Origin of the sequence: Streptococcus parasanguinis, assembly GCF_016648855.1 — a bacterium.
GTDB classification, from domain to species: Bacteria; Bacillota; Bacilli; order Lactobacillales; family Streptococcaceae; genus Streptococcus; species Streptococcus parasanguinis_L.
The window spans coordinates 77413-101691 of record NZ_JACLQU010000006.1 but is presented as its reverse complement, the minus strand read 5'-3'; the positions used below and the strand labels follow the sequence as shown (position 1 = coordinate 101691).

The following is a 24279-nucleotide window of genomic DNA, read 5'->3' as shown; positions in this document are numbered from 1 at the left end:
AGGAGACTTTTGCTGAAATCATTAGAATAAAACGAACGATTATGATATAATTTAATAAAATAATTCGCAAAAGAGGTTCGAGATGAAACTTTTGGTTGTTGGTTCTGGTGGTCGTGAACATGCGATTGCCAAGAAATTATTGGAGTCTAAGGACGTTGAGCAAGTTTTCGTGGCTCCTGGTAATGACGGGATGACATTGGACGGTCTTGATTTGATCAATATCGGAATTTCCGAACATTCTAAGCTGATTGACTTCGCAAAAGCGAACGATATTGCTTGGACCTTTATCGGTCCAGATGATGCTCTTGCAGCTGGTATCGTGGATGATTTCAATGCGGCTGGACTCAAAGCCTTTGGTCCGACAAAGACTGCAGCTGAGCTTGAGTGGTCTAAGGATTTTGCTAAGGAAATCATGGTCAAGTACGACGTTCCGACAGCAGCCTATGGGACCTTTTCAGATTTCGAGGAAGCCAAGGCCTACATCGAGGAAAAAGGCGCTCCAATCGTCGTCAAGGCAGACGGCTTGGCCCTAGGTAAAGGTGTCGTCGTTGCTGAAACGGTTGAGCAAGCCGTCGAAGCTGCTCACGAGATGCTTTTGGACAATAAATTCGGTGATTCAGGTGCGCGTGTGGTCATCGAGGAATTCCTTGACGGGGAAGAGTTCTCTCTCTTTGCCTTTGTCAATGGGGACAAGTTCTACATCATGCCAACGGCTCAGGACCACAAACGTGCTTATGATGGCGACAAGGGTCCTAACACTGGTGGGATGGGTGCCTATGCGCCAGTTCCTCACTTGCCACAGAGCGTGGTTGACACAGCGGTTGACACCATTGTCAAGCCCGTTCTTGAAGGCATGATCAAAGAAGGGCGTCCCTACCTTGGTGTCCTTTATGCGGGGCTAATCTTGACAGCTGATGGACCGAAAGTCATCGAGTTCAACTCTCGTTTTGGCGATCCTGAAACACAAATTATCTTGCCTCGTTTGACATCTGATTTTGCACAAAATATTACTGATATTTTGGATGGCAAAGAGCCGGCCATTACTTGGACGGACAAGGGTGTGACACTGGGCGTAGTTGTAGCATCAAACGGCTACCCACTCGCTTATGAGAAGGGTGTCAAGCTTCCAGCCAAGACAGAGGGCGACATAATTACTTACTATGCTGGTGCCAAATTCGCTGAAAATAGTCAAGACCTCCTTTCAAACGGAGGACGTGTCTACATGCTCGTCACAACAGCAGATACCGTCAAAGACGGCCAAAACATTATCTACAACGAACTCAACAAACAAAACACAGAAGGCCTCTTTTACCGAACCGATATCGGAAGCAAGGCAATAAAGTAAAAGTACAAGAATAACGTGACGAAGTCGCCAACCCGATAATGGTCGTTTGATTTGCGAGCGTTAGCGAGCTAGTATAGGATAATTCGTCGCAGTAGTGGAACTCCTAGTAGCTCTGCTACTAGGAGCGGAAAACTGGAGACTCAGGCTCCAGCTTTAGTAATGGAACGCCAGAGGCGGTCGCTTACGTCCGCACTACAATAGACGATTATTAAAAAAGGAGAAGAAATGAAACCAATAATTTCCATTATCATGGGCTCAAAATCTGACTGGGCAACCATGCAAAAAACAGCGGAAGTTCTAGACAACTTCGGCGTTGCTTACGAAAAGAAAGTTGTCTCTGCCCACCGCACACCTGATCTCATGTTCAGACATGCGGAGGAAGCCCGTAGCCGTGGGATTAAGGTCATCATCGCAGGTGCTGGAGGCGCAGCCCATTTACCAGGAATGGTAGCTGCCAAAACAACCCTTCCAGTCATTGGTGTACCAGTCAAATCACGCGCGCTTAGTGGCGTGGACTCGCTCTATTCTATCGTTCAGATGCCGGGCGGTGTGCCTGTTGCGACAATGGCTATCGGTGAAGCAGGCGCGACCAATGCGGCCCTCTTTGCCCTCCGTCTCCTGTCAGTAGAGGATCAGGCTATTGCGAAAGCTTTGGCTGATTTCGCAGAAGAACAAGGAAAAATCGCAGAGGAGTCTACAAATGAGCTCATCTAAAACAATCGGAATTATCGGTGGCGGTCAGCTGGGTCAGATGATGGCCATTTCTGCTATCTACATGGGGCACAAGGTTATCGCGCTGGATCCTGCGGCGGATTGCCCGGCCTCTCGCGTGGCGGAAATCATCGTGGCGCCTTATAACGATGTGGATGCCCTTCGTCAGTTGGCGGACCGCTGTGATATCCTGACCTATGAATTTGAAAATGTAGACGCTGACGGTTTGGATACTGTCATCAAGGATGGTCAACTCCCTCAAGGGACAGACCTACTTCGCATTTCTCAAAATCGGATTTTTGAAAAGGACTTCCTCTCAAACAAGGCACAAGTCACCGTGGCACCTTACAAGGTTGTGACCTCAAGCCAAGACTTAGCAGATATCGACCTGTCGAAAAACTATGTCCTCAAGACGGCGACCGGTGGCTACGATGGACATGGACAAAAGGTTATTCGTTCAGAAGCAGATTTGGAAGAAGCTTACGCTCTAGCTGACTCAGCAGACTCAGCAGACTGTGTTTTGGAAGAATTTGTCAACTTTGACCTTGAGATTTCTGTTATTGTGTCTGGTAATGGTAAGGATGTGACAGTTTTCCCAGTTCAGGAAAATATCCATCGCAACAACATTCTTTCTAAAACGATTGTGCCAGCCCGCATTTCAGAAAATCTAGCTGAAAAAGCTAAAACCATGGCAGTGCGAATTGCAGAACAACTCAACTTGTCTGGAACCCTTTGTGTGGAAATGTTTGCGACAGCTGATGACATCATTGTCAATGAGATTGCCCCACGACCACATAATTCAGGACACTACTCGATTGAAGCCTGCGACTTCTCCCAGTTTGATACTCATATTTTGGGTGTTCTCGGAGCACCACTTCCAGCAATCCACCTCCATGCACCGGCTGTCATGCTTAACGTCCTCGGCCAACATGTCGAGGCTGCTGAAACATATGTGACAGAAAATCCAAGCGCCCACCTCCACATGTATGGTAAAATAGAAGCGAAGCACAACCGCAAGATGGGACATGTGACTTTGTTTAGTGATGTGCCGGATGAGGTTGAGGAATTTGGGAAAGGGATTGATTTTTAGGTGAAAATAGCAATTTTAGGACTTGGAGTGATCGGGACCACTTATGCCTATGCTTTTCAAAAAGCGGGTCATCAAGTAGAACATGTATTGAGAGATAGTAAGAAAAACATTGCTCCGAAGGAGTTGTCGGTTGATTTGCTAGATGGCCGCTATCATTCCAAGGGTGAAAACAAGCATGACACCTATGAGGTTCATGTGGCAGAAGCTAATTCGGAATATGATTTTATTTTGCTCAGTGTGCGTCACGGCTTTGTCAAAGAAGCTGTAGAAACCTTGCGAAAAAATAATATCAAAGGTACCCTTGTTTTCTTCTGTAATTTCTGGGATACTCGAAAAGAGGTTCAAGAATGGGCAGGGGACTACGACTATATTCTGGCTTTTCCGACTGCTGGAGGTCATATGCAGGGGAATCATTTAGATGGTGTCTTGTTTGACCATTTAATGCTAGAAGGTGAGCAAAAAGCACAGATTTCTAACTATGGTGATCTGACGACTTTACTGACTTCTGCAGATTTGAAGTGGGAAGTTCCTCATGATATGGTTGAGTGGATTTGGATTCACATGGCGATTAATGCAGGTGTTACTTCGACAGCTGCTCGTTCGGGAAAATTGGAAAATCCAGAAGAGCTGGCTCTGAACTTGATGAATAGTTCTTCGGAATTGTCATTGGCCATCAAGGCCATTCGAGAGGCTTTGAAAGTCGTAGAAGCACGTGGCGTAAATTTGAAGCTTTATAAAGCGGAACTCTTACCTTACAAAATTCCCGCTTGGATTGCAGGAAAAGCCATGAAAATCATGTTTGCGAAAAATGAACTGACCCGCAAAATTATGACCTTGCACAATGATAAACAGGACATTTTCTACTGTTGTCAAAGTGTTTATCAGACTGGTCAGGAGTTAGGTGTGAAGATGCCTATTTTGGAAGCAAATATGAAGGGCATTTCGCTTTAGGAGGTTTTTATGATTCAACTCATTGTCAACGCATTTGTTGAAAAAGAAAAGACTGGAGCAGTCGTCGAAGTCTTGTATGCTAGTAGCGATCGCGAAAAGGTGAAAGCTAAGTATGAAGAGCTAGTTGCACAATTTCCTGAAAACTATTTAGCCATCTATGATCTGCCTCTGGATACGGATTTGAATACATTGGGTCATTATCCATCTGTGTGGATTGGGAAAGAGGAGTTTGAGGAGTAAACAGATTATGAGGCTTAAGCAAATAAAAATTAAAAATTTTCGCGGTTATAAAGATGAAACAATTGTTGATTTTGATAATTTGACAGCTTTTATAGGTAAGAACGATGCAGGGAAATCAACAATTTTGGAAGCATTAGAAATCTTTTTTAATAACAAATTAGTTGTTTGTGAGAGAGATGATTTATCTGTTGGAGCGAATTCGGATTCTATTTTTATAACATGTATTTTTGATGAATTACCAGATGAGATAGTAGTTGATGCTTCTTCTAAAACTAGCTTGGAAGATGAAAATCTTTTGAATTCGAATGGTGATTTGGAAATTAAAAAAACTTTCAAATGTTCATCTGCAAAACCAAAACCGGAGACGAAAATTATTTGCAATCATCCTATAGATGATAATTACAATGATTTGTTATTGTTAAAACAAGCTGATTTAAAAAAGCGTGCGGTTGATTTAGGTATTGATGAGGATAAATACGATAAAAGAAGTAATGTCTCTATTCGACAGGCGATTTTATCTTCTAAAAGAGATTTAATAATTAAAGAGGTTGAATTAGAAGTTACAAAAGAGGATGCAAAAAAAGTATATGGAGTAATTGAGACTTTTTTACCAATTTATGCGTTGTTTCAATCAGATCGAAGTAGTTCAGATTCAGATAAAGAAATTGCAGATCCTATGTCTGTTGCGGTATCTCAAGCATTACAAGAGTTGCAAACTGAGATTAATAAAATAAAAAGTGAAGTTCAACGGAAAGCAATTGAAACTGCAGGACGTACATTAGCTAAGTTGCAAGAGATGGATGAGGATCTGGCTGCTTCTCTAGTTCCAGAGTTTAAATCAGAGCCTAAGTTTGATTCGCTTTTTAAATTATCAATAAAATCGGATGATGATATATCTATCAATAAAAGAGGAAGTGGAGTTCGTCGTTTAATTCTCCTAAATTTCTTTCGGGCAGAGGCAGAAAGAAAATTATCAGAAGCAGAGAGGAATAAGAGCATAATTTATGCTTTTGAAGAACCAGAGACTTCTCAACACCCATCGCATCAAATATTACTCATAGAAGCTTTTCTAGAGTTAGCATCCAAGGAAAATACTCAAATAATTTTAACAACCCATACTCCAGCTCTAGGTGGACTATTACCCACTGCTAGTCTTCGATTAGTAGAAAAATCGGATAAGTCACAAGTTAGTAGTGGAGGTGATGAGGTTTTAAAAAAAATCACAGAAACTTTAGGTGTTTTACCGGATCCAATTTCAAAAGAAACAAAGGCATTAATTTTAATAGAAGGTAAAACAGATATAATTTTCTTTAATCATTTATGCAAGGTTTTAAAAGAAAGTGGAGAAATAGATAGGACTTTTCAGGAGGCAAATATCGCACTAGTACCTACTGGTGGTTGTGATAATTTAAAATCTTGGATTACAATGAGAACTGTAGATCAGTTTGGTCTTCCTTTTGGAATATTTTTAGATTCAGATAGAATTTCTCCCGCCAATCGAACAAAAAATACTTCTACCGTTGAAAAGAATAGAAAACATGGAAGAACTGCATTTTGTACTCGAAAACGTGAGGCTGAAAATTATCTTCATCCAGATATCTTTGATGGGCACGTAAATATAACTGATTATAACGATGTGAAAGAGGAGGTTAAGAATTTTAATCAAACTAATGAAAATAAGGTTTTACAAAATAACTGGCCAAAGATGACAGTAGACCAAATTCATGAACAAGAAAAATATATAGATGAAGACGGTATAGAACATTTTGAATTAACAGAAATTGTCAAAGAGTTTTTATCTTTAGTTGAGTAATAAGGGGAAAAGTTTATAAATTTATGGTTAATACAGGAAAATCATTAGAGGATTATGCACAGTATGTATATTCTCGCTTACTAGAATTGAATGATTATGAAAATACATTAGTATCAACAAAAGTAACCATTAAAGGTCAGAGTGGAGCAACTAATGAATTTGATGTTTACTATCAATTCACACATTTAAATATAGAGTGTAGAGTAGCTATAGAATGTAAAGATTGGAAAAATAAAGTGTCAATAAAGGAAATACGTGATTTTTCTACAAAGCTACAAGATGTTGGATTGGGTAATATAATTGGAATAATGATTTCAAAGGTTGGTTTTCAAGAAGGAACAAAAATTTTTGCAGAATCAAACGGTATTAAATTGATGACGGTTGACGAACTGCCGACAATAGTTGACATAGTGGCTAGAACAATTAAAAAAGGATTTTTGCCTGATGAGAAAGTACAGGGGGAACCCTTTTGGATGTTGATGGAACAACGTAATGGAGAAGTTACAGGATCGTTTTATCAATATCCAAATATACAAGATTCACATGTAACATTACCATTATTTTATTCAAAAAAGATGGCTCAATATTATTATGAAAATGTACCTGACAAAGAGAATTATTGTATACGTGGAGTTTCTAATTTCCAATTGAGAAGCCTTATTAGGTTAGCTGAACTACAATCTTTACAATTTATATTATTTCCTTTCCCGTATTCTTTGGATAGTGTAGATTTAAATGAATTCCCTGGAATTATCGTACCTTCTGACGTTATAAAGAATGATTACTTATGATCTTAAATTAAGGAGAAACAACAATGATCGAACGTTACTCTCGCCCTGAGATGGCGAACATTTGGACTGAAGAAAATAAATACCGTGCTTGGCTTGAGGTGGAAATCTTGGCTGACGAGGCATGGGCTGAGTTAGGGGAAATCCCTAAGGAAGATGTGGCCTTGATTCGTGAAAAAGCGGACTTTGACATCGACCGTATTTTGGAAATCGAGCAAGAGACTCGCCACGATGTGGTTGCCTTCACACGTGCGGTCTCTGAGACTCTTGGTGAGGAGCGCAAGTGGGTACACTACGGTTTGACTTCTACCGACGTGGTGGATACTGCCTATGGTTACCTTTATAAACAAGCCAACGACATCATCCGTCGTGACCTTGAAAACTTCAGCAACATCATCGCTGACAAGGCCAAGGAGCACAAGTTCACCATCATGATGGGTCGTACCCACGGTGTGCACGCTGAGCCGACAACATTTGGTCTTAAATTAGCAACATGGTACAGCGAAATGAAGCGCAATATCGAGCGTTTCGAGCATGCGGCTGCTGGTGTGGAAGCTGGTAAGATTTCTGGTGCGGTTGGGAACTTTGCCAACATCCCACCATTCGTAGAGCAATATGTCTGCGACAAGCTTGGTATCCGTGCTCAAGAAATCTCTACACAGGTGCTTCCTCGTGACCTTCACGCTGAGTACTTTGCAGTTCTTGCTAGTATCGCGACTTCTATCGAGCGTATGGCGACTGAAATTCGTGGTTTGCAAAAATCAGAACAACGCGAAGTGGAAGAGTTCTTTGCTAAAGGTCAAAAAGGGTCTTCAGCAATGCCTCACAAACGCAATCCTATCGGTTCTGAAAACATGACAGGTCTTGCGCGTGTTATCCGTGGTCACATGGTAACAGCTTATGAAAACGTAGCCCTTTGGCACGAACGTGATATCTCTCACTCGTCAGCTGAGCGTATCATCACGCCAGATACGACCATCTTGATTGACTATATGCTCAACCGTTTTGGCAACATCGTCAAGAACTTGACGGTCTTCCCAGAAAACATGATCCGCAACATGAACTCTACGTTTGGTCTTATCTTTAGCCAACGTGCCATGTTGACCTTGATTGAAAAAGGTATGACGCGTGAGCAAGCTTATGACCTTGTTCAACCGAAGACGGCCCAATCATGGGATAATCAAGTAGACTTCAAACCACTTCTTGAAGCAGATCCAGAGGTAACATCACGTTTGACTCAAGAAGAAATCGATGAAATCTTCAACCCAACTTACTACACCAAACGAGTGGATGAAATCTTCGAACGCATCGGTTTGGGTGACTAATCGCAACGAAAAAGGGAATTTGAAAAATAGACGAAAGAGGCTGGGCAAAAACTGTCCAGCCTTTGATGTTTGATAAGACTAACTGCAAGACGCAGTGGTTGATTGGTATCTTTGTTCGCTTATGAAGCTCCAAAGATGACCTAATCAACTGTGCGGGGGTGGGGAAGACGAACTCTTTTTAACTAGTCGGAGTTCTTTCCCACTCCCTTTTTAAACTTTTTATAGCTAAACTATCACTAATTATATATATTTTTAAAGAGGTCTTTAGAAATCGTTTTCAACATGCTATACTGGAGCTATAAAAAAGACCGAGATGTCTCAGTCTTTTTGGTTCTTAGTGATCGCGGTCACAGGAGATGAACTTGATCTTGTAGTAGTCACCGCGTTTATAGGTTTCCGTGTATTCAAGGATTTGGCCAGTCGCTTCTAGCTTGGTCGTCTTCACTTGTTTGACCGTTGGGAAATTTTCGTCGATCTTCAATACTTTAGCAACCTTGCTTGGTGTAGGAAAGACGATTTCGTTGACTTCTTCGAAGTGCTCATCATTCATATGAATGTGATAGTCTTCTTTGAAGCGATCATAGATAGAGCTGTAGTATTCCAAATTTGGATAGTTTGGATTGATGTATTGTTCAGGAATATAGGTTTGGTGGAAGATATAGGTATCATCCCCTGTCTGGCGAGTCCGTTCGATCTTATAGTAGAACTGCGTTGGGTTGAGGCCTAGTTTGTCTAGGATGCTCAAGGTATTTCCACGTTTAATAGAGAGAACTTTGACTTTGGCCTTTTGGATTGGGAAGGTTTCAACATCTGAAAATTCTACCAGTTTGTGTTTTCGAGCACGAGAAACAAAGGTTCCCTTTCCTTGCTGACGGACAATGTAGCCATCGGCGGCGAGGTCGTTCAAAGCACGGACAACGGTGATAGAGCTGACATCATAAATTTTGATGAGTTCAGCTTCCGTATAAAATTTATCTCCATTTTCAAATTTTCCTGAGATAATTTGCTGCTTCAAATCATCTTTGATGTGTTGGTACTTTGGAATTGCCATAGTGCTACCTCTCTTTAGATTTCTCTTATTTAACCCTATTTTAACATATTTTTTATAAAAGTGTTGACATTTTTCAAATAATTTATTATATTAATAAATGAAAAGGGTTACATATAAGAAAGGGGGGCGTTTATGGGAGTTTTTGAGATTCGCGATGCTTTCTATTTAAAAGGTCAACCCTTTAAGATTTTATCCGGAGCAATCCATTATTTCCGTATTGACCCAGCAGACTGGTATCATTCCTTGTATAATCTAAAAGCTTTGGGTTTTAACACGGTTGAGACCTATGTTCCTTGGAATGCGCATGAACCCCGCAAAGGGCAGTTTGACTTTAGTGGCCGATTGGATCTAGAGCGTTTCATTCAAACAGCCCAGTCCCTAGGACTTTACATGATTGTAAGGCCGTCGCCCTTTATCTGTGCAGAGTGGGAATTTGGTGGATTGCCAGCTTGGCTCTTAGAAGAAGACCTGCGAATCCGCTCATCAGACCCAGCCTTTATCGAAGCGGTGGATCGTTATTATGATCGCTTGCTTGGGTTGTTGACACCCTACCAAGTGGATCGGGGTGGTCCAATCCTTATGATGCAGGTGGAAAATGAGTACGGCTCTTATGGAGAAGATAAGGATTATCTTCGTGCCATTCGGGATTTGATGAAGGGAAAAGGCGTGACCTGTCCTCTCTTTACATCAGATGGTCCATGGCGAGCAACGCTAAGAGCAGGAACCTTGATCGAAGAAGACCTCTTCGTGACAGGAAACTTCGGTTCCAAAGCAGCCTATAACTTTGGTCAGATGAAAGAATTCTTTGACGAATACGGCAAGAAATGGCCCTTGATGTGTATGGAATTCTGGGATGGCTGGTTTACCCGCTGGAAGGAACCCGTGATTCAAAGGGACCCAGAGGAGTTGGCAGAAGCTGTCCATGAGGTCTTGGAGCTTGGTTCCATCAACCTCTATATGTTTCATGGCGGAACCAATTTCGGCTTCATGAATGGTTGCTCAGCTCGGGGAACGCTAGACTTGCCACAGGTGACGTCCTATGACTATGGGGCTTTGCTCAATGAGCAGGGCAATCCGACGGAGAAGTATTATGCTATTCAAAAAATGATGGCGACCTATTATCCGGAATACCCACAGCAAGAACCACTCATCAAAGAGTGTTTGCCAGAACAAACCTTGCAATTGGCAGCCAAGACTAGTCTTTTTGGGAATCTGGATAATTTGGCTCAAGTCGAGACCAGCCTTTATCCTGAAAAGATGGAAGAGTTGGGGCAAACCACAGGTTATCTACTATATGAGACAGACCTTGAGTTGGATGCGGAAGAAGAAAAATTGCGCATCATTGATGGTCGGGATCGGGTACAAATTTACCTGGATGATCAACATGTAGCAACACAATACCAAACAGAGATCGGTGAAGATCTTTTTATCAAAGGAAAAAAGAAAGCGGTTACGAATTTAAAAATCTTGCTTGAGAATATGGGCCGTGTCAACTATGGTCACAAGCTCTTAGCTGATAGCCAGCACAAGGGCATTCGCACAGGTGTCTGTGTGGATTTGCACTTCCACCTTCATTGGAAGCAGTACCCACTGGATTTACAAGATCTCAGTCAGCTCGATTTTTCAAAGGAATGGCAGGCAGGTGCTCCAGCCTTTTACCGATATGATTTTCAGCTGGACCACAACCTTGACACTTATCTGGATATGACAGGATTTGGGAAAGGGGTCGTCTTTGTCAACGGCCATAACCTTGGTCGCTTCTGGGAGGTCGGACCGACCACTTCACTTTATGTGCCTCATGGTTTCCTCAAAGAAGGAGCCAATAGCCTGATCGTCTTTGAGACAGAAGGGCGTTACCAAGAGACACTTCAACTTGTTCAACAACCTACATTCAAAGAAGTAAAGGGGGAAAACTTATGACTATTGTAGGATGCCGTATCGATGGACGTTTGATCCACGGGCAGGTAGCCAATCTTTGGACTACCAAACTAAATGTTTCACGTATCATGGTGATCGATGATGAAGTCGCTCAAAATGATATTGAAAAAAGTGGCTTGAAACTAGCGACACCACCTGGTGTTAAGCTCAGTATCTTGCCAGTCGCAAAGGCTGCGGAAAATATCTTGGCTGGAAAATATGATAGCCAACGACTCTTTATCGTAGCTCGCAAACCTGATCGTTTCCTTCGTTTGATCGAAGCAGGCGTTCAGCTTGAAACGCTGAATGTCGGCAATATGTCTCAATCTGATGAGACACGTGCGATTACCCGCTCGATCAATGTGGTGGACGCGGACGTGGAAGACTTCAACAAGATCCACGAAAAAGGTGTAAAGATTACGTCTCAGATGGTGCCAAACGACACTGCAGAAGACTTTATGAAGTTATTAAAGTAAAAGAAAATTTTTAGGAGGAAATTGTCATGATACAATGGTGGCAAATTTTACTACTTACTTTGTACTCAGCTTATCAAATCTGTGATGAGTTGACGATTGTTTCATCAGCAGGATCACCAGTCTTTGCTGGTTTCATTACAGGACTTGTCATGGGGGATTTAAAGACAGGTCTATTTATCGGAGCTTCTCTTCAATTGACAGTGCTCGGTGTAGGTACTTTCGGTGGAGCTTCTCGTATTGACGCAACATCTGGTGCCGTTCTTGCGACTGCCTTCTCAGTAGCAAAAGGGATTGATCCAGAGATTGCTATTGCTACAATCGCTGTGCCGGTAGCAACTTTGTTGACCTACTTTGATATTCTTGGTCGTATGACTACAACTTACTTCGCTCACCGTGTAGATGCTGCGATCGAACGTTACGACTATAAAGGAATTGAACGCAACTACCTTCTTGGTGCTGTTCCTTGGGCTCTTTCTCGTGCCCTTCCAGTCTTCTTCGCGCTTGCCTTTGGTGGTTCTTTCGTAGAAACTGTTGTTACAGGTCTTGCTAATGTACAATGGTTGGCAAACGGTCTGAAACTTGCAGGTCAAATGCTTCCAGGTCTTGGATTTGCGATCTTGCTTCGTTACCTTCCTGTTCGTCGTAACCTTCACTACTTAGCACTTGGCTTTGGCTTAACAGCAATGTTGACAGTGCTTTATAGCAATGTTCAAAGCCTTGGTGCTGCAGTGTCTAGCATTGTTGGTTCTGATGTGTTCGCTAAACTTCCAAAAGAACAAGCTATTACTTTTGTTAACAACTTCAAGAGTGTATCTATGATTGGTATTGCCATTATCGGTATCTTCCTTGCAGTACAACACTTCAAAAACAGTCAACGTACAGTCGTAGCTGCTCCAGCAAGCAATGTAGAAAGCGGGGAAATTGAAGATGACGAATTCTAATTACAAACTAACAAAAGAAGATTTTAAACAAATCAACAAACGTAGCCTCTTCACCTTCCAATTGGGTTGGAACTACGAACGGATGCAGGCTTCTGGTTACCTTTATATGCTTTTACCTCAGTTGCGTAAAATGTATGGTGATGGCACTCCAGAATTGAAAGAAATGATGAAATTGCATACGCAATTCTTCAATACTTCACCATTCTTCCACACCATTATCACTGGTTTTGACCTTGCTCTGGAAGAAAAAGATGGTGTCAAATCAAAAGATGCGGTGAACGGGATCAAGACAGGTCTCATGGGACCATTCGCTCCTCTTGGGGACTCAATCTTTGGATCATTGGTACCAGCTATTATGGGTTCAATCGCAGCAACTTTGGCTATTGCAGGAAACCCAGCCGGTATCTTCTTGTGGATCGCTGTGGCAGTTGCTTATGACATTTTCCGTTGGAAACAGTTGGAATTTGCCTATAAAGAAGGGGTTAACCTCATCAACAATATGCAAAGTACCTTGACAGCTTTGATCGACGCAGCTGCCGTTCTGGGTATCTTCATGGTTGGTGCCTTGATTGCCAGCATGATTGGTGTTGAAGTTTCTTGGACTCCACACATTGGGGACAAAGCGATTGAAATTCAAGATATGCTCAACCTTATCTTCCCACGTTTGGTACCAGCTATCATCACAGGTGTAATCTACTGGTTGCTTGGACGTAAGGGTATGAACTCTACAAAAGCTATCTTGCTCATCATCCTTGCAGCAATCGCATTCTCAGCATTTGGCCACTTCTTCTTTGGAATGGCATAATGGAGTAAGGTATGGCAAAAGAGTTAGTATTGGTCAGCCATGGTCGCTTTTGTGAAGAGCTCAAAGCGAGCACAGAGATGATTATGGGACCACAAGAATCCATCCATACGGTTGCACTCTTACCAGAAGAAGGACCAGAAGACTTTACTGCTAAATTAGAAGCAACAGTCCAAGGTCTAGAAGACTATATTGTATTTGCCGATCTCTTGGGAGGAACTCCTTGCAACACCGTGAGCCGCTTGATCCTTGAAGGACGTGCGATTGACTTATACGCAGGGATGAATCTTCCGATGGTTATCGAATTCATCAATAGTAGCCTGACTGGTAATGAAGGGGACTACCCTGAACGTGCAAAAGAAAGTATTGTCAAGGTCAATGACCTCTTGTCAAACCTTGATGATGATGAAGATGAGTAGGTTGGTATGGGAGTCTGGGAGCATCATCTCAGGCTCCTTTCCCATTTATCAACGTTAGATTGTAGAAAGGAACAACAGTTTCTATGTTAGACTATACAAAAGAAGACTTGCAGGAGCTAGGAGCAGAGATCACAACACGTGAGATTTACCAACAACCAAGTGTTTGGAAAGAAACGGCTCGCTTGTACCAAGAAAGAAAAGCGGAAATCAAAGCTTTCTTAGAAAAGATTGGGCAAGAGCATGACTATATCAAGGTCATCTTGACAGGGGCAGGAACCTCAGCATATGTGGGGGATACCTTGGTTCCTTACTTGCAGGAAGTGCACGATGAACGCCACTGGAATTTTCAATCCATTGCGACGACGGATATCGTAGCTCATCCTCAAACCTATTTGAAAAAAGAGGTTCCAACGGTTTTAGTATCTTTTGCCCGGAGTGGCAATTCGCCAGAAAGTGTCGCAACCGTGCAGTTAGCTCAAGACTTGGTTGATGAGCTCTATCAGATCACCATTACCTGTGCCGAAGAAGGGAAACTGGCCCAGCAAGCCCACGGAGATGAGCGCAATCTCTTGCTTCTCCAACCAAAAGAAACCAACGATGCTGGCTTTGCGATGACCTCTAGCTTTACCTCCATGCTCTTGACAGCTCTCTTGGTCTTTGATCCAAGCGAGGAAGAGATCAAAGAAAAACGAGTAGAAGAACTGATTCATCTGTCTGAACAAATCTTGGAGCAGGACCGTGCGGTCAAGGAAGTGGTCGATCTAGACTTTGAGCGCGTGATCTATCTGGGAGCAGGACCTTTCTTTGGCCTAGCCCATGAAGCCCAGCTCAAGATTTTGGAATTAACAGCAGGAAAAATTGCAACCATGTATGAAAGTCCTGTCGGATTCCGTCACGGTCCGAAATCCCTCATCAATGACCAGACTCTGGTCCTGGTATTTGGCTCCATTGATTCTTATACCCGTCAGTATGATCTGGACTTGGTTCGCGAAGTTGCAGGAGATCAAATTGCCCGTCAGGTCGTTCTCTTGGCTGATCAAGCTGCAGGGATCGAGCATGTACGGGAAGTGTTGGTGGAAGCATCAGCAGACTCATTAGATATCTACCGTGCCTTCCCTTACATTATCTATGGTCAATTGATTTCTCTTTTGACTTCGCTCAAGGTGCAAAATCGCCCAGACACACCTTCACCGACTGGTACCGTCAATCGGGTTGTTCAAGGGGTGATCATTCATCCATTTCATAAAGAATAGCCACTAATTTTCTATAAAAAGTGGAGTGTTTCTTCTTGTGAAACTGATACAATGGAGAAAAACAGTGAGAGGAGAAGGTTAGTGAAACAGTATCAAGAAAGCGTGTTTGGGGAATGGCAAAATCAAGAGGTTCGGGCTTATCGCCTCGAAAATGACAAGGGCTACCAATTATCTGTCATGACCTATGGGGCGACGATCTTAGAATATGTGACACCGGATAAAGAAGACCAGTTTACGAATATTATTCTAGGCTTTGATCGCTTTGAGGACTATGTGGGCAATAGCCCTAAATATGGGGCTAGTATTGGACCGGTAGCAGGTCGGATTGCAGGAGCTAGCTTTGAACTCAATGGAGAGACCTATCACTTGGAGGCCAATAACGGTGCCAACTGCAACCACAGTGGACCGACGGGTTGGGACAGCGCTTTGTTTAGCGTGGAGTCGGTAACGGATCAGGAAATTACCCTATACACAGAACGTGCAGATGGAACCGGTGGTTTCCCTGGAAATCTCAAGATCTGGGTAACCTATGGTTTGACTGAAGATGGTGAACTCGAGATTGCTTATCGGGTAGAAACGGATCAAGATACCTTGGTCAACCCGACTAACCACAGCTATTTCAACCTATCTGGGAACTTCACCCAGCCGATCAATGACCATGTCTTTCAGATCAACCATCAAGGGCTTTACCCTATCCATCCAGATGGCGTCCCTCTTCACACTGTGGATAGAGAAAGTCCAATCGTTCAGCATCTCTACCAAGCCATGTTGTTAGAGGATCTCTTTAAGGATTCAGATCCGCAAATCCGCCTGGTAGAAGGATTGGACCATCCTTTCGCTCTACCAGATGGACATGAAAATGCAGGCTTCTTCTACCATCAACCATCTGGACGCTTCTTGACCTTCAAGTCAGAGGCTCCCGCCTTGGTGGTGTATTCTGCCAATTTCGTAGATGAAACCGTTCGTCTCCAAGGCCAACCAATGGTTCAGCACAATGGCTTGGCTCTAGAATTCCAAACAGTGCCAGATGCCATTCACAGTAACCAAGCTGAGAAGGTCATCCTGAGAGCAGGGCAAGTCTTTACCAGTAAGACCAGCTACCATGCCATCGCTAAGAAATAAGGAGGAAAGGGGTGACTCAAACAAGGATGTGAAATCCTTGCTTGGAGCAACCTCTTTTTTAGAAAAAATTTTTAAAAATGACTATAAGGAAAGTTTAAGCTTCCTATCGTATACTAATACCATCATCAAAGACCTCCTAACTTTGAATGATAAAACTCCTAAAACTTTTTCATAATAATCTCCCTATAAGAGCCACCAAAACCGGTGGCTTTTTCTACGTACCTTAGCAAACGTTAGTGAGCTTAGGTACATTGATGCAGTTCGAACGACAGTGAGAACTAGGATCTGTAAAAAACACATTCTATTTGTGGTACCCAAGGTATCATTTTTTGCTATAATAGACTGTATGAGTAGAATTTTAGACAATGAAATCATGGGCGATGAAGAGGCTGTTGAACGGACGCTGCGCCCGCAATATTTACATGAATATATCGGTCAAGATAAGGTCAAGGACCAGCTAAAAATCTTTATTGAGGCGGCTAAGCTTCGGGATGAAGCGCTGGATCATGTCCTTCTTTTTGGCCCTCCAGGCCTTGGGAAAACCACCATGGCTTTTGTCATTGCCAATGAACTGGGCGTCAATCTCAAGCAGACTTCGGGTCCTGTCATTGAAAAGGCTGGTGACTTGGTAGCCATTCTTAATGACCTAGAGCCGGGGGATGTTCTCTTTATCGATGAGATCCACCGTCTTCCTATGTCGGTTGAAGAAGTGCTTTACAGCGCCATGGAAGATTTTTACATCGATATCATGATTGGTGCTGGCGAGACTAGCCGGAGTGTCCATCTGGACCTTCCTCCCTTCACTTTGATTGGGGCGACGACGCGAGCGGGTATGCTGTCCAATCCCTTGCGCGCTCGCTTTGGAATTACGGGGCATATGGAATACTACGAGCAAGATGATCTGACAGAGATTGTCGAGCGGACCGCCGAGATCTTTGAGATGGAAATTACCCACGAAGCTGCCGAAGAGCTTTCTCTTCGTAGTCGTGGGACCCCTCGGATTGCCAACCGGTTGCTGAAACGGGTGCGCGATTTTGCTCAGATTATGGGCGATGGCTTGATTGACGATACCATTACTGACAAGGCCCTCTCCATGCTGGATGTGGACCATGAAGGACTGGACTATGTCGATCAAAAGATCCTGCGCACTATGATTGAAATGTACGGTGGTGGCCCGGTCGGCCTTGGGACTCTATCAGTCAATATTGCCGAAGAGAGGGAGACCGTAGAAGATATGTATGAGCCTTACTTAATTCAGAAAGGCTTTATCATGCGGACCCGGACAGGGCGCGTGGCGACTCGCAAGGCCTATGAACACCTGGGTTATCCCTACAATGGAGACTAGAAGAAGATGCTGACGGAAGAAGCAATCGTAGAACAAATCCAAGCGGATCAAGAGATGATGGACGTCTTGACTATTATTCGAGATCTAGGCTTGGCAGATGCCTGGCTTGCAGCAGGTGCGGTGCGCAATTTCATCTGGAACCAGCTCTCTGGAAAACCAGGGTTTGATGCGACGACCGATATGGATCTGGTCTTTTATGACCCTGCGATCAGCTATGAGGAGACTCAGCAGATCGAGCAGGAGTTAAAGAAGACCTATCCCCAGTACGCTTGGGAAGTGAAAAATCAAGTCTATATGCACCAGCATAGTCCAGGGACGGCTCCTTATCGCAGTGCTTGTGACGCGGTTTCCAAATACCCCGAGCAGTGTACGGCACTTGCAGTTCGCTTGAGGAAAGATGGTCAGCTAGAGCTCTTTCTCCCTTATGGGACAAAGGATATCGAAGACTTCATCGTTCAGCCGACTCCACATTTTTTAGCCAGCCCAGAGCGTTTAGCGGTTTATACAGAGCGGATGAAAAAGAAGGATTGGCAGAGTAAATGGCCTCCATTAGAGGTTCGTTTTCCAAAATAGAAAAACAGATCAGATTTGAAAAAGGAATCTGATTTTTCTTTAAAATGATGGAGCCACTTTGTCATCTTTCTGTCACATTTTTGTTATAATGGTAATAGTATGCTGGTTTTCCATAGTGGAAAGCCAAGAGCTCAGCAAGGTTGGGCAGTCCGAACAAGGAGTTAGGTGGAATCATGAAAAAAATCGTCTTTGTCTGCTTAGGAAATATTTGTCGGAGCCCCATGGCGGAGTTTGTCATGAAGGACTTGACGGATCAGTATGAGATTGAAAGTCGGGCCACCTCGAGCTGGGAACATGGCAATCCCATCCATCAGGGAACCCAGAAAATCTTTCAACAACACCAAGTCCCGTATGATCCAGCCAAGACATCCTTACAGATCAAGGAAGAGGATTTTTACAACTTTGATTTGATCCTAGGGATGGACGAAAACAATGTAGCAGATCTGAAGCGAATGGCTCCTGCAGGAACAGAACACAAGATTCATCTTTTTGCTTCTGAAAGTGTGCCAGATCCGTGGTATACCGGTGATTTTGAGGAGACCTATTCCAGAGTCCTGAGCGGCTGTAAGGCTTGGTTAGATCAGCTAGCAACTTCTTAAGAGTTTGATATGTGAGAGAAAGAATATGAAAGAATTTTATGAGACTTATAAGGTCTATCTGACGCGAAAAAATTTAGAAATAGCAGCATTAGTCGTGATTGTTCTATCTGCTTTGCTGGTTTTCCTTTCAGCCATTCCAGGTCAGGGCGTCTTGACCTTGGATAAGGGGGCGATCCGTTACGACGGAAGTTTGGTCCGTGGCAAGATGAATGGCAAGGGAACCGTCACTTTTAAAAATGGGGATACCTATACAGGTAACCTCGTCAACGGCTCTTTTAGTGGCTATGGTAAGTTTAAGTCCAAGGATGGCTGGACCTATGAAGGGCAGTTTGTTAATGGCCAGCCGGAGGGCAAAGGCACCTTAACCACAGAAGCCAACGTCGTATACAAAGGAACATTCAAGCAGGGGATTTATCAAAATGCGCATTAAATGGTTTTCACTAGTCCGTGTTACAGGACTCTTATTGGTATTGCTTTACCATTTCTTCCAAAAAGCCTTTCCTGGAGGCTTCATTGGGGTAGATATTTTCTTCACCTTCTCAGGATTTTTGATTACAGCGCTCTTGATCGATGAATTTGCGCGCAAGCAAGGAATCGACTACCTGGCATTCTTGAAACGGCGCTTTTACCGGATCGTACCACCCCTTGTCTTTATGGTCTTGGTCGTAATGCCCTTTACCTTTATGGTCCAACGGGACTACGTGGCTGGTATTGGGACTCAGATTGCGGCGGTCTTTGGTTTTGTGACCAATTTCTTTGAGATGGCAACGGGTGGTAGTTACGAAAGCAACTTCATTCCGCATCTCTTCCTTCATACCTGGAGTTTGGCCCTAGAAGTGCATTACTATGTGCTCTGGGCACTTTTGGCATGGTTCTTGGCTAAGCGGGCTAAGACGGTTGGAAAGTACCGAGGCATGCTCTTCCTGGCATCCAGTGGGCTCTTTCTCTTCACCTTCTTGTCCATGTTCATCCGCGCCTTTCTGACAGCTAATTTCTCCACCATCTATTTTTCTAGCTTCACTCACATCTTCCCCTTCTTTGCGGGATCATGCCTAGCAACGGTGACAGGGATTGCCAATGTCAGCCCGAACTTTACAAAGCTGGTGCAGTCTTGGAGCATGAAAAAGACCTTATCGGTCTTGGGTGGAAGCTTTGCCTTCTTGTTTGTGCTCAGTCTTTTCTTGCCATTTGATAGCTTGTGGACCTATCTGTTTGGCTTTTTAGCAGCGACAATCGCAGCTTGTGCCATGATTCTGTCGGCCCGCATTCTCCATGAGAAGACGCCGGATAAAAAGGAACCAGCCATCCTCAATTTCTTGGCAGATACCAGTTATGGTGTCTACCTTTTCCACTGGCCTTTCTTTATCATCTTCTCTCAACATTTGGGAAATATGATGGCAGCCCTTGTGACGACGATCGTTTCCTTGATTCTAACGGCTCTGTCCTTCTATATTTTGGAGCCAACCATTGCAGGCAAGGAGCCTCGTGTCTTTGGTATGAAGATGGATCTCAGCTTTTTGACCAAGCCAATCTTTTACCTCATGATTCCATTAGCTCTCTTGATGATCGGGATCTCTGCCTTTGCACCAACCGTCGGAGCTTTTGATGAGAGTTTGGTAGTGAGTGGGCTCAATCAAGCAGACAGCAAAATGCAGGTCACACGGACGCAGGTAGACAATGCGACTGCAACAGACTATAACGTCTCAAATGGTGTGACCATGATCGGTGATTCGGTTAACTTGCGAGCGCAGGACTACCTGATTAAAGCCATCCCTGGCATCCAGATCGATGCAGTGGTGAGCCGTCAGTTGGAAAATGGAATGAAGGTCTTTGAGACCGATATCTCCAATAAAGTTCTCCTAAAAAATGTGGTCATTGCCCTAGGAACCAATACTGTAAGTAACTACAAAGAATTGCTGGATCAGTATGTTGAGAAACTTCCAAAAGGCCGTCGCCTGATCCTTGTGACACCATATGATGGTCGCTATGCCAACGATCAGTCCAGTGAATCGGTTCAAACGCGTCTTTATGAGTTGGAACTAGCTAAGAAATACGACTTTATCACGATTGCGGACTGGTACCAAGTAGCAATTGAAAATCCAAACATTTGGGTGGGAACAGACTCTGTTCACTTCAATATGGAAACCAATGGTGGGGAACTCTATGCTCAAACAGTCAAAGAAGCCCTTGATAAGGCCGAAAAAGGTCCGGTCAAGAAGTAAAACTGCTTCTCTGAAACTGAAACAAAACAAATCCTAACAAAATAAAACAAAAAGCAACTTTTTACTTGTAAAAAGTTGCTTATTTTAGTAAGATTAAGAAAACGCTTACAAAAATCAATTGAAAACATCTCTTTGTGAAGAAAAAATTTTTTTAATTATTTTTTCACAATTTTGCTAGACAATTGCTTTCACATCAATAAGATTGATAAAAATTTCACAAACTTCAAAAAAATCTTTGTGAAAGTTGCTTGGAAGTGTTTACAAAAATCTCAAAATAGAGTACAATTATATTGTGAAATAATTAACAAATCGAAATTTCTTACACTATTCTTGAAAATTTCAGAAAACATGAAAAAGTTCTAGAAAAGGATAAGGGTTTCAAACATTGGAGGAAAGCATCAAATGGCTGATAAAAAAACTCTCTCACCTGAAGAAAAGAAACTCGCTGCTGAAAAACACGTAGACGAGTTGGTGCAAAAAGCGCTGGTGGCGCTTGAAGAAATGCGCAAATTGGATCAGGAGCAAGTAGACTACATTGTGGCGAAAGCATCTGTGGCGGCTCTTGACGCTCACGGTGAGCTCGCTCTTCATGCCTATGAAGAAACTGGTCGTGGGGTCTTTGAAGATAAGGCGACGAAGAACTTGTTCGCTTGTGAACACGTAGTAAATAACATGCGTCACACCAAGACAGTTGGTGTCATTTCAGAAGATGACGTCACTGGTTTAACGCTGATTGCAGAGCCAGTCGGAGTTGTCTGCGGGATCACTCCTACAACCAACCCTACTTCAACAGCAATCTTTAAAGCATTGATTTCCTTGAAGACACGGAACCCTATCGTCTTTGCCTTCCACCCATCTGCTCAAGAATCATCTGCTCATGCGGCACAAATCGTACGCGATGCGGCAATTGCAGCTGGAGCACCTGAGAACTGTGTGCAATGGATTGCCCAACCTTCTATGGAAGCAACTAGTGCCCTTATGAACCATGAAGGAGTTGCGACCATCCTTGCGACCGGTGGTAACGCCATGGTAAAAGCCGCTTATTCTTGTGGAAAACCAGCTCTTGGGGTAGGTGCCGGAAACGTTCCTGCTTACGTTGAAAAATCAGCCAATATCCGCCAAGCAGCACACGATATCGTCATGTCTAAATCATTTGACAATGGTATGGTCTGTGCGTCTGAACAAGCGGTTATCATCGATAAAGAAATCTACGATGAGTTTGTTGAAGAATTCAAATCTTACCATACTTACTTTGTTAACAAAAAAGAAAAAGCCCTTCTTGAAGAGTTCTGCTTTGGTGTAAAAGCCAACAGCAAAAACTGTGCAGGTGCGAAATTGAATGCGGACATCGTTGGGAAACCAGCAGCATGGATCGCTGAACAAGCTGGTTTCTCTGTTCCAGAAGGAACCAATATCCTTGCAGCAGAATGTAAAGAAGTTGGCGAAAAAGAACCGTTGACTCGTGAAAAATTGTCACCAGTCATCGCTGTTTTGAAGTCTGAAAGCCGTGAAGACGGAATTAACAAAGCTCGCCAAATGGTTGAATTCAACGGTCTTGGTCACTCAGCAGCCATCCATACTGCTGATGAAGAATTGACCAAAGAATTTGGTAAAGCAGTTAAAGCTATTCGTGTGATCTGCAACTCTCCTTCGACTTTCGGTGGTATCGGGGATGTTTACAATGCCTTCTTGCCATCATTGACACTTGGATGTGGTTCTTACGGACGTAACTCTGTTGGGGACAACGTTAGTGCCATCAACCTCTTGAATATCAAAAAAGTCGGACGCCGGAGAAATAACATGCAATGGATGAAACTTCCTTCAAAAACATACTTTGAACGTGATTCAATTGAATACCTACAAAAATGTCGTGACGTTGAACGTGTCATGATCGTTACAGACCACGCTATGGTAGAGCTTGGTTTCCTTGATCGTATCATCGAACAGCTTGACCTTCGTCGCAATAAGGTAGTTTACCAAATCTTTGCAGACGTAGAACCAGATCCAGATATCACAACTGTTGAACGTGGTACGGAGATCATGCGTGCCTTCAAACCAGATACCATCATTGCTCTTGGTGGTGGATCACCAATGGATGCGGCCAAAGTTATGTGGCTCTTCTACGAACAACCAGAAGTGGACTTCCGTGACTTGGTACAAAAATTCATGGATATCCGTAAACGTGCCTTCAAGTTCCCATTGCTTGGTAAGAAGACCAAATTCATCGCTATCCCAACAACATCTGGTACAGGATCTGAAGTAACTCCATTTGCCGTTATCTCTGATAAAGCAAACAACCGTAAATACCCAATCGCAGACTACTCATTGACTCCAACAGTTGCCATCGTAGACCCTGCCTTGGTATTGACAGTTCCTGGATCTGTTGCAGCAGACACTGGTATGGACGTCTTGACGCACGCGACAGAAGCTTACGTATCACAAATGGCTAGCGACTTCACAGATGGTCTTGCCCTTCAAGCCATTAAACTTGTCTTTGAAAACTTGGAAAGCTCAGTCAAGAATGCGGACTTCCATTCACGCGAAAAGATGCACAATGCGTCAACCATCGCAGGTATGGCCTTCGCCAATGCCTTCCTCGGTATTTCTCACTCAATGGCCCACAAGATCGGTGCGCAATTCCACACCATCCACGGACGGACCAATGCCATCTTGCTTCCATACGTTATCCGCTACAACGGTACACGCCCAGCTAAGACAGCTACATGGCCTAAGTACAACTACTACCGTGCAGATGAAAAATACCAAGATATCGCTCGTATGCTAGGACTTCCATGCTCTACTCCAGAAGAAGCCGTTGAAGCTTACGCAAAAGCTGTATACGAACTCGGTGAACGCTGTGGTATCGAAATGAATTTCAAAGCACAAGGCATCGATGAAAAAGAATGGAAGAAACATTCTCGTGAATTGGCCTTCCTTGCTTATGAAGATCAATGTTCACCAGCTAACCCACGTCTTCCAATGGTAGACCATATGCAAGAAATCATCGAAGATGCTTACTATGGTTACAAGGAACGTCCAGGACGTCGTAAATAAGACGCCAAGGAACAACTGATGTTTATCAGCTACCCCCACTCGAAAGAGCGGGGGATTTTTGCTATTTGGGTCCAAAACTCGTTTTTTCATAAAAAATTAGACTTTTTTTCAGAAATTGTGTTATTTTTATAGCATTCCGAGCTATTTTATGTTACCCTATAGTGTGTGAATCTGCCTGTAGCTGAAGGGTTATGATCCTTTTTCAGTTATAGGAAACGAAAAAATAAATCCAAGAAAGGAGG

22 protein-coding genes are annotated in these 24279 nt (G+C 43.3%); 21 read left to right on the top strand and 1 reads right to left on the bottom strand.

Going from position 1 to position 24279, the window contains the following annotated elements:
- The first annotated feature begins 82 nt into the window (after positions 1–82).
- The 8 genes from purD to purB all read left to right on the top strand — a co-directional run bounded on the left by purD (position 83) and on the right by purB (position 8263).
- Positions 83–1345, top strand: coding sequence for a phosphoribosylamine--glycine ligase (purD, locus tag H7T92_RS05465; protein WP_201037277.1), 1263 nt, complete (start codon positions 83–85; stop codon positions 1343–1345).
- Between the two features lie 225 nt (positions 1346–1570).
- Positions 1571–2059, top strand: a complete 489-nt coding sequence (gene purE / locus H7T92_RS05460) for a 5-(carboxyamino)imidazole ribonucleotide mutase (protein WP_155168313.1) — start codon at positions 1571–1573, stop codon at positions 2057–2059.
- On the top strand, positions 2046–3146 hold the full coding sequence (gene purK, locus H7T92_RS05455; RefSeq protein ID WP_201037276.1) for a 5-(carboxyamino)imidazole ribonucleotide synthase: 1101 nt from the start codon (positions 2046–2048) through the stop codon (positions 3144–3146). Before purE ends, purK begins: the two co-directional genes overlap by 14 nt.
- On the top strand, positions 3147–4097 hold the full coding sequence (locus tag H7T92_RS05450) for a ketopantoate reductase family protein (RefSeq protein ID WP_201037275.1): 951 nt from the start codon (positions 3147–3149) through the stop codon (positions 4095–4097).
- 9 nt (positions 4098–4106) lie between these two features.
- Positions 4107–4337 carry a phosphoribosylaminoimidazole carboxylase gene (locus tag H7T92_RS05445; RefSeq protein WP_155168316.1) on the top strand — a complete coding sequence of 77 codons (231 nt, stop codon included), beginning with the start codon at positions 4107–4109 and terminating at the stop codon, positions 4335–4337.
- A gap of 7 nt (positions 4338–4344) precedes the next feature.
- Complete coding sequence (locus H7T92_RS05440) at positions 4345–6150, top strand: AAA family ATPase (protein WP_155168318.1); 1806 nt, start codon at positions 4345–4347, stop codon at positions 6148–6150.
- A gap of 23 nt (positions 6151–6173) precedes the next feature.
- Positions 6174–6941: a restriction endonuclease gene (locus H7T92_RS05435; protein ID WP_155168320.1), complete on the top strand. Its 768-nt coding sequence runs from the start codon at positions 6174–6176 to the stop codon at positions 6939–6941.
- 23 nt (positions 6942–6964) lie between these two features.
- The gene (purB, locus tag H7T92_RS05430) at positions 6965–8263 is read left to right on the top strand and encodes an adenylosuccinate lyase (protein ID WP_155168322.1); all 1299 of its coding nucleotides are present in this window, start codon (positions 6965–6967) and stop codon (positions 8261–8263) included.
- Between the two features lie 334 nt (positions 8264–8597).
- Here the strand turns inward: purB and H7T92_RS05425 are convergent, their stop codons facing one another.
- Positions 8598–9314 carry a GntR family transcriptional regulator gene (locus H7T92_RS05425; RefSeq protein ID WP_070594681.1) on the bottom strand — a complete coding sequence of 239 codons (717 nt, stop codon included), beginning with the start codon at positions 9312–9314 and terminating at the stop codon, positions 8598–8600.
- Between the two features lie 132 nt (positions 9315–9446).
- Between H7T92_RS05425 and H7T92_RS05420 the strand changes: the two genes are divergently transcribed.
- The 13 genes from H7T92_RS05420 (at position 9447) to adhE (ending at position 24037) form a co-directional block, all read left to right on the top strand.
- Complete coding sequence (locus H7T92_RS05420; RefSeq protein WP_049483972.1) at positions 9447–11234, top strand: glycoside hydrolase family 35 protein; 1788 nt, start codon at positions 9447–9449, stop codon at positions 11232–11234.
- Positions 11231–11707, top strand: coding sequence for a PTS sugar transporter subunit IIB (locus H7T92_RS05415; RefSeq protein WP_003009322.1), 477 nt, complete (start codon positions 11231–11233; stop codon positions 11705–11707). The genes H7T92_RS05420 and H7T92_RS05415 overlap by 4 nt, the downstream gene beginning before the upstream one ends.
- Before the next feature lie 26 nt (positions 11708–11733).
- Positions 11734–12648 (top strand): PTS mannose/fructose/sorbose/N-acetylgalactosamine transporter subunit IIC, encoded by a 915-nt coding sequence (locus H7T92_RS05410; protein ID WP_049483971.1) that lies wholly within the window; start codon positions 11734–11736, stop codon positions 12646–12648.
- Positions 12635–13453, top strand: a complete 819-nt coding sequence (locus tag H7T92_RS05405) for a PTS system mannose/fructose/sorbose family transporter subunit IID (protein ID WP_023920055.1) — start codon at positions 12635–12637, stop codon at positions 13451–13453. Before H7T92_RS05410 ends, H7T92_RS05405 begins: the two co-directional genes overlap by 14 nt.
- A gap of 11 nt (positions 13454–13464) precedes the next feature.
- On the top strand, positions 13465–13869 hold the full coding sequence (locus H7T92_RS05400) for a PTS sugar transporter subunit IIA (RefSeq protein WP_003009328.1): 405 nt from the start codon (positions 13465–13467) through the stop codon (positions 13867–13869).
- An 83-nt stretch (positions 13870–13952) separates the two neighbouring features.
- Positions 13953–15122, top strand: coding sequence for an SIS domain-containing protein (locus H7T92_RS05395; protein ID WP_118398190.1), 1170 nt, complete (start codon positions 13953–13955; stop codon positions 15120–15122).
- Between the two features lie 81 nt (positions 15123–15203).
- Positions 15204–16244: an aldose epimerase family protein gene (locus H7T92_RS05390; protein ID WP_201037274.1), complete on the top strand. Its 1041-nt coding sequence runs from the start codon at positions 15204–15206 to the stop codon at positions 16242–16244.
- Positions 16245–16590: 346 nt separating this feature from the next.
- Positions 16591–17589, top strand: coding sequence for a Holliday junction branch migration DNA helicase RuvB (gene ruvB / locus H7T92_RS05385; RefSeq protein WP_045760104.1), 999 nt, complete (start codon positions 16591–16593; stop codon positions 17587–17589).
- 6 nt (positions 17590–17595) lie between these two features.
- Positions 17596–18162, top strand: coding sequence for a nucleotidyltransferase family protein (locus H7T92_RS05380; protein ID WP_201037273.1), 567 nt, complete (start codon positions 17596–17598; stop codon positions 18160–18162).
- Between the two features lie 173 nt (positions 18163–18335).
- Positions 18336–18761, top strand: coding sequence for a low molecular weight protein-tyrosine-phosphatase (locus H7T92_RS05375; RefSeq protein WP_118096327.1), 426 nt, complete (start codon positions 18336–18338; stop codon positions 18759–18761).
- Between the two features lie 25 nt (positions 18762–18786).
- The gene (locus H7T92_RS05370; RefSeq protein ID WP_031572807.1) at positions 18787–19191 is read left to right on the top strand and encodes an MORN repeat-containing protein; all 405 of its coding nucleotides are present in this window, start codon (positions 18787–18789) and stop codon (positions 19189–19191) included.
- On the top strand, positions 19181–20983 hold the full coding sequence (locus H7T92_RS05365) for an acyltransferase family protein (RefSeq protein WP_070675946.1): 1803 nt from the start codon (positions 19181–19183) through the stop codon (positions 20981–20983). The genes H7T92_RS05370 and H7T92_RS05365 overlap by 11 nt, the downstream gene beginning before the upstream one ends.
- A gap of 402 nt (positions 20984–21385) precedes the next feature.
- Positions 21386–24037: a bifunctional acetaldehyde-CoA/alcohol dehydrogenase gene (gene adhE, locus H7T92_RS05360; RefSeq protein WP_201037272.1), complete on the top strand. Its 2652-nt coding sequence runs from the start codon at positions 21386–21388 to the stop codon at positions 24035–24037.
- Positions 24038–24279: the final 242 nt, after the last annotated feature.

Bases quoted from the DNA above. Each gene is read 5' to 3' on its own strand.
- purD (WP_201037277.1), top strand. From the start codon at position 83: ATGAAACTTTTGGTTGTTGGTTCTGGTGGTCGTGAACATGCGATTGCC.
- purE (WP_155168313.1), top strand. From the start codon at position 1,571: ATGAAACCAATAATTTCCATTATCATGGGCTCAAAATCTGACTGGGCA.
- purK (WP_201037276.1), top strand. From the start codon at position 2,046: ATGAGCTCATCTAAAACAATCGGAATTATCGGTGGCGGTCAGCTGGGT.
- H7T92_RS05445 (WP_155168316.1), top strand. From the start codon at position 4,107: ATGATTCAACTCATTGTCAACGCATTTGTTGAAAAAGAAAAGACTGGA.
- H7T92_RS05440 (WP_155168318.1), top strand. From the start codon at position 4,345: ATGAGGCTTAAGCAAATAAAAATTAAAAATTTTCGCGGTTATAAAGAT.
- H7T92_RS05435 (WP_155168320.1), top strand. From the start codon at position 6,174: ATGGTTAATACAGGAAAATCATTAGAGGATTATGCACAGTATGTATAT.
- purB (WP_155168322.1), top strand. From the start codon at position 6,965: ATGATCGAACGTTACTCTCGCCCTGAGATGGCGAACATTTGGACTGAA.
- H7T92_RS05425 (WP_070594681.1), bottom strand. From the start codon at position 9,314: ATGGCAATTCCAAAGTACCAACACATCAAAGATGATTTGAAGCAGCAA.
- H7T92_RS05420 (WP_049483972.1), top strand. From the start codon at position 9,447: ATGGGAGTTTTTGAGATTCGCGATGCTTTCTATTTAAAAGGTCAACCC.
- H7T92_RS05415 (WP_003009322.1), top strand. From the start codon at position 11,231: ATGACTATTGTAGGATGCCGTATCGATGGACGTTTGATCCACGGGCAG.
- H7T92_RS05410 (WP_049483971.1), top strand. From the start codon at position 11,734: ATGATACAATGGTGGCAAATTTTACTACTTACTTTGTACTCAGCTTAT.
- H7T92_RS05405 (WP_023920055.1), top strand. From the start codon at position 12,635: ATGACGAATTCTAATTACAAACTAACAAAAGAAGATTTTAAACAAATC.
- H7T92_RS05400 (WP_003009328.1), top strand. From the start codon at position 13,465: ATGGCAAAAGAGTTAGTATTGGTCAGCCATGGTCGCTTTTGTGAAGAG.
- H7T92_RS05395 (WP_118398190.1), top strand. From the start codon at position 13,953: ATGTTAGACTATACAAAAGAAGACTTGCAGGAGCTAGGAGCAGAGATC.
- ruvB (WP_045760104.1), top strand. From the start codon at position 16,591: ATGAGTAGAATTTTAGACAATGAAATCATGGGCGATGAAGAGGCTGTT.
- H7T92_RS05380 (WP_201037273.1), top strand. From the start codon at position 17,596: ATGCTGACGGAAGAAGCAATCGTAGAACAAATCCAAGCGGATCAAGAG.
- H7T92_RS05375 (WP_118096327.1), top strand. From the start codon at position 18,336: ATGAAAAAAATCGTCTTTGTCTGCTTAGGAAATATTTGTCGGAGCCCC.
- H7T92_RS05370 (WP_031572807.1), top strand. From the start codon at position 18,787: ATGAAAGAATTTTATGAGACTTATAAGGTCTATCTGACGCGAAAAAAT.
- H7T92_RS05365 (WP_070675946.1), top strand. From the start codon at position 19,181: ATGCGCATTAAATGGTTTTCACTAGTCCGTGTTACAGGACTCTTATTG.
- adhE (WP_201037272.1), top strand. From the start codon at position 21,386: ATGGCTGATAAAAAAACTCTCTCACCTGAAGAAAAGAAACTCGCTGCT.